Origin of the sequence: Sphingomonas arabinosi, assembly GCF_036663715.1 — a bacterium.
Classification (GTDB): Bacteria; Pseudomonadota; Alphaproteobacteria; order Sphingomonadales; family Sphingomonadaceae; genus Sphingomonas.
In genome coordinates, this window is record NZ_JAXOJN010000013.1 from 20,002 (window position 1) to 32,136 (window position 12,135).

The 12,135-nt window shown below is 61.5% G+C and carries 11 protein-coding genes; 2 read left to right on the forward strand and 9 right to left on the reverse strand.

Annotated elements, in window-relative coordinates; all coding sequences use genetic code 11:
- Nucleotides 1-32: 32 nt before the first annotated feature.
- Entirely contained in the window at nucleotides 33-290 is a 258-nt protein-coding gene (locus U1708_RS17055; RefSeq protein WP_332747184.1) for a hypothetical protein, read from the forward strand.
- 243 nt (nucleotides 291-533) lie between these two features.
- On the opposite strand, the gene tnpC is transcribed toward U1708_RS17055, so the two are convergent.
- The 3 genes from tnpC to tnpA all read right to left on the reverse strand — a co-directional run bounded on the left by tnpC (nucleotide 534) and on the right by tnpA (nucleotide 2,951).
- The gene (tnpC, locus tag U1708_RS17060) at nucleotides 534-2,183 is read right to left on the reverse strand and encodes an IS66 family transposase (RefSeq protein WP_332747186.1); all 1,650 of its coding nucleotides are present in this window, start codon (nucleotides 2,181-2,183) and stop codon (nucleotides 534-536) included.
- 76 nt (nucleotides 2,184-2,259) lie between these two features.
- Nucleotides 2,260-2,607 (reverse strand): IS66 family insertion sequence element accessory protein TnpB, encoded by a 348-nt coding sequence (tnpB, locus tag U1708_RS17065; RefSeq protein WP_332747187.1) that lies wholly within the window; start codon nucleotides 2,605-2,607, stop codon nucleotides 2,260-2,262.
- A complete protein-coding gene (tnpA, locus tag U1708_RS17070; RefSeq protein ID WP_332747188.1) occupies nucleotides 2,604-2,951 on the reverse strand; it encodes an IS66-like element accessory protein TnpA in 348 nt (115 codons plus the stop codon). The genes tnpB and tnpA overlap by 4 nt, the downstream gene beginning before the upstream one ends.
- A gap of 241 nt (nucleotides 2,952-3,192) precedes the next feature.
- Between tnpA and U1708_RS17075 the strand changes: the two genes are divergently transcribed.
- Nucleotides 3,193-3,510 carry a hypothetical protein gene (locus U1708_RS17075; RefSeq protein WP_332747189.1) on the forward strand — a complete coding sequence of 106 codons (318 nt, stop codon included), beginning with the start codon at nucleotides 3,193-3,195 and terminating at the stop codon, nucleotides 3,508-3,510.
- A 546-nt stretch (nucleotides 3,511-4,056) separates the two neighbouring features.
- On the opposite strand, the gene U1708_RS17080 is transcribed toward U1708_RS17075, so the two are convergent.
- From U1708_RS17080 to trbC, 6 genes are all read right to left on the reverse strand, one after another.
- Nucleotides 4,057-6,831, reverse strand: a complete 2,775-nt coding sequence (locus tag U1708_RS17080) for a conjugal transfer protein TraG N-terminal domain-containing protein (protein ID WP_332747190.1) — start codon at nucleotides 6,829-6,831, stop codon at nucleotides 4,057-4,059.
- Nucleotides 6,832-6,843: 12 nt separating this feature from the next.
- Entirely contained in the window at nucleotides 6,844-8,235 is a 1,392-nt protein-coding gene (locus tag U1708_RS17085; RefSeq protein ID WP_332747279.1) for a conjugal transfer protein TraH, read from the reverse strand.
- Between the two features lie 68 nt (nucleotides 8,236-8,303).
- On the reverse strand, nucleotides 8,304-9,062 hold the full coding sequence (locus tag U1708_RS17090; RefSeq protein WP_332747281.1) for a conjugal transfer protein TraF: 759 nt from the start codon (nucleotides 9,060-9,062) through the stop codon (nucleotides 8,304-8,306).
- A gap of 148 nt (nucleotides 9,063-9,210) precedes the next feature.
- The gene (locus tag U1708_RS17095) at nucleotides 9,211-9,561 is read right to left on the reverse strand and encodes a hypothetical protein (RefSeq protein ID WP_332747191.1); all 351 of its coding nucleotides are present in this window, start codon (nucleotides 9,559-9,561) and stop codon (nucleotides 9,211-9,213) included.
- 34 nt (nucleotides 9,562-9,595) lie between these two features.
- Nucleotides 9,596-11,389: a conjugal transfer protein TraN gene (locus U1708_RS17100; RefSeq protein ID WP_332747193.1), complete on the reverse strand. Its 1,794-nt coding sequence runs from the start codon at nucleotides 11,387-11,389 to the stop codon at nucleotides 9,596-9,598.
- Nucleotides 11,389-12,129, reverse strand: a complete 741-nt coding sequence (trbC, locus tag U1708_RS17105) for a type-F conjugative transfer system pilin assembly protein TrbC (protein WP_332747195.1) — start codon at nucleotides 12,127-12,129, stop codon at nucleotides 11,389-11,391. Before trbC ends, U1708_RS17100 begins: the two co-directional genes overlap by 1 nt.
- Nucleotides 12,130-12,135 lie beyond the last annotated feature (6 nt).

A 12,135-nucleotide genomic window follows, 5' to 3' on the forward strand; every position in this document is an offset into this window, starting at 1 on the left:
CCGTGTCGCATTTGCCGAGGCATCAGCGTGTCGTGATCGCGCTATCCGTGCATATTTTGCGGACGGGCGTCACCCGTTGTTCCGACGTCCGCGTTGATGTGCCGGAAATCCGTCTCGCTCTTCGTTGCCTGTTGCCGCATTGCCCCGAGAAGTGGCCACTCACCTTGTTTTGGGACGCAGCCGCGCAGGACAACGAAATTGGCCGGGCTCAGGGCGTCACTGCTGCGCTCAACGGGATCATTCGCCAGCTTCGTCGGGCCGGCTGCTACGAGGAAGTCACGCCGCCATGACCCGCGATATGAAACAGGCGGGACAAAGAGGATGAGACTGTCTCAATCTCTTTGTCAGAGTCTCACCCACTTTGTCCGTTGCCAGTGCCGGCGCTGAACCAATCCAAATTCACCAGCCTTGGTGAATGGGCGTCAGCGCGCGAGGACATGCGAATTACGTGCCCGTGCGGCCGGACGATCAATCTCCCGGCTGTGAAAATCGTATGCATTCGGTGAGCGCCCTCTAGTTTGGCGCGACTGATGCTACGCTGCTTGCGCGATGGCTTCGGGGCGCTGTTGTCGAGCTTTCCATTCCCACGGCAATAGCTCGTGAAGTCGGTTCTGCGGGTGGTCGGAGATCCGCGCGATAACATCGCGGAGCCAGGCATGCGGGTCGACGTCGTTGAGGCGGCAGGTCTGGATCAGCGTGTACATGGCGGCCGCGCGGTCACCGCCGCGGTCGGAGCCGCAGAAGGTCCAGTTCCGGCGCCCGACCGCGACGGTTCGGACCCGGCGTTCCGCCGCATTGTTGGTCATGCAGATCCTGCCGTCAGACACGAAGCGGGCAAAGCTGTCCCAGCGTGACAGCATGTAGTTGATGGCCTTGGCCAGATCGCCCTTGCGCGACAGGCGGCCATATTGCTGGCGCAGGAACTGTTCGAGCTCGCCTACGAGCGGGGCCACGTGGACCTGCCGCGACGCGAGCCGTTCGCTTGCGTTCCGACCCCAGATCACGCGTTCGGCAGCGAAGATCGCATCCATGCGGGTGACGACGTCGACCGCGAGCGGTGTCCGGCTCAGGCGAGCCTCCTTTAAGAACGGGCAACGGGCGTGTGCCCAGCACGCTGCCTCCAGGATGGGCCCTGGTTTGCGGCCTGCAGCGTAGAGCGCGTCATAGCCGCTATAGGCATCAGCCTGCAGGATGCCGGCATACCGAGCGAGCTGTCGCTGCGGATGGGCGCCTGTGCGGTCGCGGGTGTAGTAATAGCAGACGGCGGGCGGGTCGGTGCCGCCAAAGGGGCGGTCGTCGCGAACGGATGCCCAGATCCTGCCCGTTATGGTCTTGCCGGCTGCCATGACCGGCACGGTCGTATCGTCATGATGGATGCGCTCGCCGGCGAGGATGTGCGCCTCGATGAGATCGACCAGGCCGCGCAGCAGGACGGTGCCGTGGCCGACATAGTCGGCAAGCGTCGACACGCTGATGCTCATGCCTTCCGCGGCATAGGTCTCGCTCTGGCGGTTGAGCGGCTGGTGCAGGCCGAACTTGTTGAACAGGACCATCGCCAGCAGGTTGGGGCCAGCGGATGCACGCGGAATGGGGTGGAAGGGCGCTGGTGGCTGCGTGATGGTTTCGCAGGTCTTGCAGATGAACTTCTCACGGACCGTCTGCACGATGATCCACTGGCGGGGAACGACCTCACGGCTTTCCGTGATGGTCTCGCCAATCTTCTTGAGCTCTGCACCGTGGCAGCATGGGCAGCTCTCTGGGGCGGGCACGACGACGCGGTGCCGGGGAAGATCGGCAGATAGCGGAGCGCGGGTCGGCTTCTTGCGGGTAAATGGCACCACGGGAACGCCGGCTGCACTGGCTTTGGCGACGGCTATCTCAGCGGCGAGCTCATCCTCGGTTGCGGTAGTGACGACGTCCTCAAGCTGCATCTCAAGCTGGTCGAGCAACTGCCTGTGCCGCTCGGACGACTGCCCCCATTTGTCCTGACGCGCCTTGGCGATGCGCAGCTTGAGATCTTCGATAATGGCATGTGCGTCGGCGACCTGAGCCTGAGCGATGGCGGCGAGTGCCTCGGCCTCGAATAGAGCTGCACGAGCGATGATGACGGTGTGACGCTCGGCAATTAGCAGCGCTTTGAGCGCCTCGATATCATCGGGAAGAGCCTCGGCACCGGTGTCCATCGAAGCTCATTTTACAGCAGAAAACCGCCAATTTGTCGAGGCGTTTGGTGCCAAAAGCCTAGGAAAACCAAGCGTTTTAGCCCGCCAGTTCGGGCCTGAACGTGTATTGTGGATTCCGCCAGTCGACGCCTTCCAGCAGGAAGCCGAGTTGCCCCGCCGAGATCGAAATGACGCCGTCAGATGTCGCCGGCCAGGTGAACCGACCGCGCTCCAGCCGTTTTGCGTAGAGCGACATTCCGAGGCCATCGTGCCACAGAATCTTCAGCAGATCGCCGCGGCGACCTCTGAAAACATAAAGGTCGCCGGCATGCGGGTTGCGTCCGAAACCCTGCTGGATCTGCATCGCCAGCGACGACATCCCCTTGCGCATGTCCGTCTTGCCGGTGGCTATCCAGACCCGGGCCCCGCCCGGAACAGGAATCATGCTTTGAGCTCGCGCAACGCCGCCGCCAGCAAGCTCGCAGACACGCCGCCAGCCGCACGGATGGTCACACCGCGGAGCTCGATGACCAGCATGTCGGACGCACCGTGGTCGATCTCGGGCGGATCCGCATGAACGGCCACGGCCGCAAAGCCGGTCGGCTGCGCAAGCTTGCTGCACAGGTTGCGCCGCCAACGATAGATCGACGACGGCGAGACGTCGGCATCGCGCGCGATGGCGGCAACCGACGCGCCAGGCGCAATGGCTGCCTCCACCAGGGCAAGCTTGCGCTCGTCGCTCCAATGGCGACGCCGCTCAACGCCGGACAGTACAGTGATCTGGGTCATCGCCACGTCTCTAGCCACGGTGCAAACCACGGTGCTTGCACTGTGGCTAACATCTCAGCTCAGACCGTCACCCGCCAGATGCCCCTCACCGGAGGCAGACTGAAAATCGTCGAGCGCTTTCGATCGGACGGTCCAGTTACCCAAGCGATTACCCGTTTGCGTTGCACTACCTGCCGGCGCCGCGGGCACGCCACGGTCACGCCTGTTTCGGTCCTTAGGCTTTAGTCTAAGATGGCATGCGATGGCTCAGGACAAACCGACCACAGTGGACGAGATGCAGGACCTTCTCGCCCATCTGCTCGAGGGGGCGGTTGGCCTGACCGAGGCGTACTGGAAAAACCTCATCGGCCCCGTCATTGCCCTTCCGATTGTGATTCATCCCAGGTCAAACTGGCGGATCAATCCAAAGGGTAAGCCAGCGGAGATTGAGGCGATCGAGAAAGCTGCGGCAGTGGTCCGCGCAGCTCATCCCTATGTCCCATCGCCCCGAACAAACGACGTGTTGAAGGGAGAGGGCAGCCTTTCGGGATCAAGACGAGGACGGCAGCGAGCCACATGACAAATAGCGAAAGCCAGATCGCGATCTGACCGAAGATGTGGAGGACGAGGCCCATCCAGGAATAGCGTCGGCGAAGCAGGACAGTGCTTCCAACCGCAACGAAGAACGCGATCGTCGTTGGCATGGTAATGGAGGGTGAACGAGATAGCGAAGCCTCTGCTATAGGCATAAGACCGATCGCCATAACCAACAGCCACGAGAAGCCAAAAATGAGTGTCCCGGGTAGATCGCTGAGCGCCGGCGGACGGTGCTGAGAGGCCACAAATCGACTTTGATCTAGCGTTGCCAAGATGTTCATTTCGCTCTACCTTTTTGAGCGAGGTGCGCCATGCAAACTGATACGAGCCAGCCGATCATGTTCGATACGGATGCTATGCCAGGGAAAGGTGCAGGCACGTGGCAGCTGCACCCAAGCACGGGTGTGGAACGGCGGGTTGATGTCAATCAAGCTACCGACCGGGTTTCCGTAATCGCGAGGCTTACCGTCGCTATCCTCATCGGAGGCGGGTTGGTCGTCGCTTCGATTACCAATCTCTTTCTGTAGCATCAGTCGACCTTCGGTCCTGCCGGTGCACCATGCAATGACTGGCGAAAGTCGATCTTTCGCCGATGCTCGTCCCCAAGCAACTCTTCGGCACCAGCTATGATTTGACTGTCGGCAGCGACAGTCGAAGGGGCTCCCGTGGAAACAGGGTGTGCAGCAGTGACAGACCCGCCACCGGAATAGCGGGCAGCAACGCTGTTTTCGGTAGCAACAGCCGGAATGGTCATACCTGCAAGGGCTGGATTGCTAAGTGCGGACTGAATGTCGCGCTCAATACCCGAAGATCGTTCACCGGCCCACTTTTCGATGACCGCGTTGCGAGCGTGTTCCTGCGGGTAAGAAAGGTTCGTATCCCAAAGTCCAGGGAGAACGCCACGAGGCGCGTTGCCCACTTCCTTATCGTAAAACTGCGCGAGGTCCTGACGAAGATCTTGTGACATATTGAAGCCATGGCTTTCCGCATAACTTGCGTGCTGCTCTAGGGACTGAGACAGCTCTCGGTAATGGCGGGCCTGTTCGTTATACGACTGGATACGGCTCAGCGACTCCTCAATCGCCTTACTCCTGGACTCTGAGTTTTGTGACCGGGCAAACTCTCCATTCTGATGGAACGTACCGTCGCTAACACTGACTGTGCCACTAGAAGAATGGTCACGGCCGGTCTGGTCGGAGGCGGCAACCGACTGATCTCTGCTAGAATTTGAGGAGTCGCTGACTGACGTCGTGTCGGAGTTCGTTTTGCTCCGCGTATATGCGACGCTCGCGTCGCCTTGGAGACCCACAGCGCTAGCAATCTTTCCAACCACGCCCCCGCCGCCTTTGCCGCCGCCTACACTTACACCGGCGCGGATCTGACCAGAGCGCTGCCCGGAGTCGTTCGTATTACTACCGCTCTCATTTTGGTGCCGAGTACCGCTGCCAACTGCGTCACGGTTCTGCACACTCGACCCGCTGCTAACAGTGTTGCGGTCACTAAGTTCGGAATTGCTACCTCCTCGAATGCCGGAGCTTGAGTCAAAGCCGGACGAGTTCTCGCTGGACCACGAATGACCATTCCGAAGTGAGTTCAAATGTGAGATTTCACGCCGACTGGCTTGTTCGAAACCATCAGCCACACGGGCGGCCATGGCGGACTGACGGCTTTCTGTCGCCACCGAGCCTGACGTCATCGAAGCACTGAATGGCAGGTTCGATATTGCCTTCGAGGTATCGTAGACGTTCTGGCCGTTCCCGAAGGAGTTGGTCGTTGCGCCGTTGTCATGGCGGAAACTCGATCCCATCCCTCCTGTCGAGAAGGTAGGTGCATCCGACCACTGATTGCTCTGCCGCATGTTCGACGTCGAGTTGGCAAAGCTGGTGTTGCCGTAGCTGTAATTCCCGGTCGTCTGCTCGGCTGCCGCAGCCTCGGCCGCATTCTGCGCTGGACTGAGGACCGACGTTGCCTGGCCGGAGATGCTCATGGCACCCTTAGCGAGACCGGCCGCGAGGAACGGCACTGACATCAGCATGAAGCCTGCGATTGTCGCAGTTTCCGCGTTGACCGCACCGATGCCGGCATAGGTCCCCAGCGACATCCCACGTTCCGCGACGCCCTGCGCCGCGCTGGTCGCCCGCGTCATGCAGATCATGTGGAGGATCACGTAAAGCGGCCCCCACGCAGCGAGATAGAAAAACCCGGTCAAATACCCCTTGAGGGCGGCGACGCCGGTCTGCGGCATCAGAAACAGAGGGAAGATGACCGGGAACATCGCATAAAAGACGACGGTGAGGACGATGTTGAGGATCGGGACCCAGCTCATCGCTTGCTGCGCGATGGAATTGTACGTGTTGCGCGCCTGGATGTCCGCGCGCGTGGTCGCGAACGTATCGATCGACGCCGCGCCCGGACCACCTGCCATGCCGTCACGCGCCTGCATAAAGGCATTGATGGCTGTGTTTTGGCGCAAGATCGTCTCGTAGTTCGCGCTGGACGCCGTGAAGGCCTGATTGACGATCGGCACATCGCTGCGGAGCTTGGCAGAGGCGACCGAGGTGGACAGCTTGGGATAGGTTTCCTTGGCCCAAAGCGACGTGTGCGCCTCGATCATGGTATGCCAAAGGCCGTCGAGCATGCCGTAGGCCTGACGGCAGGGAACGATGCTGCTGGTGGTCGCGGCGCCCGAACGCTCAACCCAGGGTTGGGAGCGCGCAGCCGACCCAGGGCCCATAGCCGCCCAGAGATCTTTGGCCGAGGCGAGGTCCGTCATGGACTTCTGGCCGAGCATGATGTCGCCGAAGACGCAGTTTTTGAAGTGCGCCGACAGGTTCGTCGCAAACTCCGCGTCACGGATCTGGAAGCTGCGTGTGGCATCAAGCAGCCGTGCGCCATAGACCATGCCGTTCGTCGAGTAGCTGAGCTGGCTTGGCATCGTGAAAACCGTTTCCGCGGTGCGCGTCAGCCAGTCACCGACCTGGCTGGTAAAGCTGGCGATGACACCAAGGCCAAGGGGCACGTTTGCCACGACGGCAGGGGCAAGCGACGGATTTACGCGGTCGGTAACCTTCACGGTGACGGTTGGCACCATCAGGCACGTGTAGATAAGCGACGAGCCGAGAAACCAGTTTAGCCATGCACGCACGTTCATCGTGAAGGCGACAGCGAGCAAAGCGTAAATCAAGCCGAGGACCATCACCACGCGTAGAAGCGAGCGGTAACCCCCGCCTCCAGTCCATGCTGCTACCGCGTTGAACGTGTTGACGATGTATTCGCCACCGCCAATCGTGAAGACCTCGAGCATCGCCAATCGTCCTTAGTTGAGGCCCTGCGCGCTCAGCCCGCGCGAGAAATTGAGCGAGGCTGCCATCGCCGGCGACATGCTGTTTTGCAGGGTCGACTCCACCATCACCGACTGGTTGATGAGCGCGAGCGTCTGGTTGAGCACCGCCTTCAACTCGACGTTGCGCTGCGCATAGCGGTTGCGCGCCTCGCTCAGCTGGTCGCGCCACATTTTACCCATCTCGGCATCGGCGGGCTGCACCTGCACGGTCGACTGGCTGATCCGGTCGAGCATGTTCTCGATCATCGCGGACAGAAGGTTGACCGAGACGATCTCGGCAAGCGCGTTGGTCTCACCGGGCGAGAAGCTCTGGTGCGCCATCGCCTGAACCGCGAGCATCTTGTAAAGCGGCAGCGTCGTCATGTTGAGGAGCTGCTGCTCCTGCGCATCCAGTGCCGCATCGGTACGGATCTTGCCGTTGATCGAGTCGATCATCGCCTTGATCTTGGAGCGCAGACCAGGCCCCGGACGGAGTGTCTGCTCGGTCATGTTCAGGCACTTCTCGTCGTCGTCGCAGTGCAGGATCTTCACCGGCGTTCCGGTGCCGGGACCGTCGAGGAGAGCTGTTACGACGGCATCCTCGGCCGGACCGACAAAGCCGACGATCTTTCCTTCCGCAGCCTTCGGGTTGATAACGATCGTGCCAACCAACGTCATCAGAAACTCGGAGAACTCCTTGTCGCTGCCGAATTTGTTCGACTTCTTGATCGCATCCCAGGTGTAGTTACGCGGCGCGCCCGGGATCTTGTCGGCCATCGTCGGATCGGTGTTTCCCTCGAGCGTGGCATCCTGCTCCCCGCCGGCACCGCAGCCTTGCCGCGACCGCGCCCAGTCGGAAAACTTACCCTGCGAATTGCCGACCGCTGCGCAGACCGTCGAGCGTGCGCCCGCCATTTTCGGCCAGACCGACCCGACCAGACCTTGCGCCGCTTCACACGACGAGATGTTCATCTGGTTCATCTGCTGCGCTTTGTTGGCCATGCTATCCATGACCTTGCCGATCTCGGGCGAGACGCTGTCAATCGCGAGCTGGAAGGCAAAGCCCAACGCGTTGTTGGCGGTCGCCTTCAGCATGGCGACCATCTCCGCGCCATTGATGAAGCTGAATGAGCCGGTGAACAGATCGATACCGCCACAACCCGCCGACACCTTTGGCATCTGCAGATTGAAGGGCTGCACGCTCTTCTGTGGGAAGCGGCTCCAGACGTTGCCCATCGAGTAATAGCCGGCCGTCTGACCCTGATAGGCGCTTGGACCGGTGACGTTGGCGGCCCCACCTGCGTCCTGGAAGAAGTCATTCATCTGCCCGGCAACGTCGGCCCGGGCCATACCAGCGGGGATCACGCTGGCAGCCCCAAGACTCATAGCGACCGCCGCGGTTCGGCGAAGGAAGGCGCGGAGGGGTGAGGGGCGAGGGGAGGGGGTGTGCGTCATTAGAAGTCACCTCCCGGCTTGGAGTTGGTCAGCATGAAAATGCGCTCCATGACTTCGTCGGCCGACATGACGCCGAACCCGACCGGGACCGTCTTGCGCGTCACAGTGTCGAACAGGACGAGCGCCGGCGTGGCCAACGGCACGCCCATGCGCTGACGCTGCCCGCTGTCGACTACGTAATTGGGAAACTGGCGGCTTGGACCGCCGTCCGTCGACACAGCCATGACGGTAATGCGGTGGCTGTCGGCAACCGAGCGCAGGATCGGCGAGAAGACCTCGCAGGCAGCACAGGACTGCGCAAAGAAATAGAACATGCCGTAGCGCTGGCCGAGCCGGGAAAGGATCTGGTCACGCGTAGCAGCACGGTTGTCCGTCCATGCGCGCTTGCCCACGGTCGAGACCGGCCGCTGCAGCGTGTAGTCGATATCCGGGTTCTGCCAGAGCGCTCGCTGCCAGGTATCGGAGAACGTCGACGCGCGATCGAGCTGTTCGCGCTGGTAGCGAACATAGGCGATCACATTCGTTTCGCTCGGCTCGAGGATGGCGCGTGCCTTCAGTTCGTCGAGCTGCTTGGTGATCGCCTTCAGCTGCGCCGCGGACGACTGCTGCGGTTGTGCGGACGCCTGGGGAACGGACGGCTTGGCCTTGGGCCGCTCGCAGTAGAACCACTGGCCGAGTTTTCGCTCGCCACAATAGAAGTCGCCGGCTTGCTGCTGTTCCGCAGCCTCAGACGTACGATCAAATTGAGGCTCGACCATAGCGTCGGTTGCCTGCGCATCGTCGTCATCGATCGCCTCAGCCATCGACGCGCTCTGCAGGTCGACCGCCTGAGCGAGCGCTGGGGTTGCAACAGGCGCGGTCGCGGCCAGCAGCATAAGAACGGTAGCGGTCAGCCGACCGGCACGCTTAGTCTTGATCGTCGTCATCATCATGCTCCCCGTCGAGCTCAATCATTGCGAGTTTGAGAACTGACATCATCGCGGCGACGTCGAGCATCCTAGTGCCCTGATCGAGCATCCGGACGATGCCGCGAAGGTGGCTGCGGCCGTGCTTTCGCCCCTTGATGGTCGCGCGCATTCCGGTCGCGCGGCGGACAAGCCAGCCCTTGTCGGCCATGCGGGGAAAAGCCTGCTCGACCTCATGCGGATCGATGTCGCACTGAAACCAATGCGAGATGGTCTGCGCGACCTCGCCAGCCGAGGTGCCCCGGCCGGACCGGTGGATGCGGAGGAAAATGGCAAGATCGAGCACCGACATGTCGATCGAACATGGCCCCCCCGGACCGCTTGCATCATTTGCTCCCGTGAAGGTCATAGTACCCCTGAATTTTGGTTTGAATGTCGGCCATCACGGAGACCTCACTGGGTAGCTTTGCTGCGTCCATGAACTCCGCATAGACCTCGGAAAAATCCATCTGGCTCAGGTCGAGGCGCTGAAACTCCTCGAGTCCGAAGCCCTTGCAGGTCTCGTCTTTGGGTTTGCCCCAAGCCTTGCCGATCTGCTGGCGACCCTGTTCCTGGAGGATGCGCGAGAGCTTGCTACCGAAGCAGCAATAGGCGTCCTTCGACGTGACACAGATGCCAAGCACCTTGTCCGAACAGTACGACCCGACCTTATGGCAGAGCCCCTTGTCGTCCTTCTCGTCGAGCTGCTTTTCGGCCGAGCTACACAGCCACGGCGTCAAAAGCGGGACGCCGCTCCCTGAGCAGCAATTCGACGCACCGAATATCTTCTTATTGCAGGTGCCCCGCTCGCCCGAAAACACGGTCAGATTGGCTGGGTCGAACTGCTTGCCGGCATCGCCGATCGAGTGAAGCGCGACCAGCGCGTCCTTGAACTCAGTCGAGGCCTCGCGCTCGATTGTCTCGCAGCTGCCGTTGAGGCAATAAACGTCGCCGCCACAGACATATTGCTTGTCGGTCGGCGCCTTATCGTCGGGCAGGGGGCAGCTATAGACGCGCTGCGACACCTTGCATGCGCCGCTTTGCGGCTCGTCGAGACACTCGTCGCGGAGGAATTTGCACAGCTTGTTGCCGTCGAGCGAGCTGCAATCGCTGGCCGGCGTGAGACGCTGACAGGTGAAGGAACGCGACCAGGCCCAGCATGCCTGCGTGACCGGCACGCCTTCGATGATGCGGGTTTCAGGGCCTTCGGTGCAGACCTCTGTCGCTTGCGGGACACACGTCGTGTCGGCCGCCAGCGCCGGGCAGGTGCCCTCGTTGCGGGCGAGGGTAACGCTAAGCGTCCCTTCCTTTTTCAGATAGACAGTCCCGGTAGCAAAATTCTGATGATACGGGATTTCGGAGGCCGCGATCTCGGAAGAGCACGAGTAGAGCTGCGCGGTCGCGTTGAGATTCCGTTTGCAGTATTTGCGGTAGTCCTCGACGTTGCCTCCGCCTGCGCCAAGTTCGATCTGTGCGTCGCAAATATGCTTTGAGACGGGTTCAGCCCGACAGATACCGGATGCGGCCTTGGCCTGCATGACCGTAGTCCGGGCAAAGCCGTTCCCTTCGTTTTTGTCAGGCGCACCATAGTAGAACCAGCGAGCGGTGTTGATGACGGTCGGTACGAGGTTCTCGCGGCAGGCCTCGACCGTGTCGGTGACCTTAGAACCCTTGTTGCAGGTGGCCTCATAATACCCCTTTGAGCCTACCGACGGCGGAAGGGCAGTGCAGGTTCCTTCGGCACCGCCCAGGCTCTGACCGCCCAGATAGGTGTCAGGGTCCTTCTCGATCGCAGTGCCGCGCGACGTCGCCGCCAAGATCTCCGCATTGCTGAAGGTCGCCCGCGTGCGCGCGCGATCGGTCACGGTGCCGAACGCCTCGTCGGTGCCGGCCTTCGAACCACCATCGACCACCAGCCGGTCGGGGTCGTCGAAATAGACCTTCTCCGCCAAATCGGTGCCGCCATAGCCCGGCAGTTGTGAGAGCTTGGCGTCGTTCGGCCCGAGGCTTTCGTCAGCGCGCATCGTTTTGCCGAGATCGGCGCCCTGCTTGCGTGCTTCCTCGATCGTCGTCTGCGCGACCACGCCACTGGTGGCGCCCGCGAGGACGGCGAGCAGCAAGGAGAGAGCGACGCGCTTCACTAAAGACCCTTGCCGAGATTGCGCCGCGCGACCGACGCCACGCCGGCACCGGGGCCGTGCGCCGCAACAAAGGTGTCGAGCACGTAGCGAACCGAGACATTGCCCGTGATCTTGTCGTGGGTCGGCACCGAAGTGGTGCAATTCAGGCCCGAGCAGAGATCGAAGTCGGTCGATACGGCGACATAGGTCGGGACTGCCTCGACGTTGAACGCGCGAAAGAGGCGGGGATCGATGCCGACATTGGACAGCTGATCCTTGTCGGTGACGACCTTGCCCAGCATGGCGCTGAAGGCCTTCATCGAGTTGTTCGGGAAGCCCCGGAAGACAACCACACCGCCCGCCTTGGCCGTGTCAGCAATGAGCTGACGCAAGGCTGCTGGCGGCATCGACAAGCTCGCAAAGGCGATGAACTGCGGCGCGTCACCCCTGGTGCCAGCGACATTCTGGCTTGCGCCCTTGATGATTTCGTCGAAATCGAATGCGCCATCACCGTTCACCCGTAGATCCGCTTTTGCGAGCGATGCGAGATTTGCGCCGCTTTTCGCCTGGATGGCCACGGCTTCTTCGCGAAAGGCATCGCCGCGGTTACGGACGTGTTCGGCAAAGATGTCGGCGTCACCCTGCATGGCGGCCGAGCGGCGCTTGATGGCCTCAAGGTCGAGCCCGTCGACGGTCTGTGCGATCGCCTGAATGCCGGCGAGACCGGCAAGTGCAGCAATGACGATGGTGATGCGGCGCATGATTGT

Bases quoted from the DNA above. Each gene is read 5' to 3' on its own strand.
- tnpC (WP_332747186.1), bottom strand. From the start codon at position 2,183: ATGGACACCGGTGCCGAGGCTCTTCCCGATGATATCGAGGCGCTCAAA.
- tnpB (WP_332747187.1), bottom strand. From the start codon at position 2,607: ATGATTCCTGTTCCGGGCGGGGCCCGGGTCTGGATAGCCACCGGCAAG.
- tnpA (WP_332747188.1), bottom strand. From the start codon at position 2,951: ATGACCCAGATCACTGTACTGTCCGGCGTTGAGCGGCGTCGCCATTGG.
- U1708_RS17075 (WP_332747189.1), top strand. From the start codon at position 3,193: ATGGCTCAGGACAAACCGACCACAGTGGACGAGATGCAGGACCTTCTC.
- U1708_RS17080 (WP_332747190.1), bottom strand. From the start codon at position 6,831: ATGCTCGAGGTCTTCACGATTGGCGGTGGCGAATACATCGTCAACACG.
- U1708_RS17085 (WP_332747279.1), bottom strand. From the start codon at position 8,235: ATGAGTCTTGGGGCTGCCAGCGTGATCCCCGCTGGTATGGCCCGGGCC.
- U1708_RS17090 (WP_332747281.1), bottom strand. From the start codon at position 9,062: ATGGTCGAGCCTCAATTTGATCGTACGTCTGAGGCTGCGGAACAGCAG.
- U1708_RS17095 (WP_332747191.1), bottom strand. From the start codon at position 9,561: ATGTCGGTGCTCGATCTTGCCATTTTCCTCCGCATCCACCGGTCCGGC.
- trbC (WP_332747195.1), bottom strand. From the start codon at position 12,129: ATGCGCCGCATCACCATCGTCATTGCTGCACTTGCCGGTCTCGCCGGC.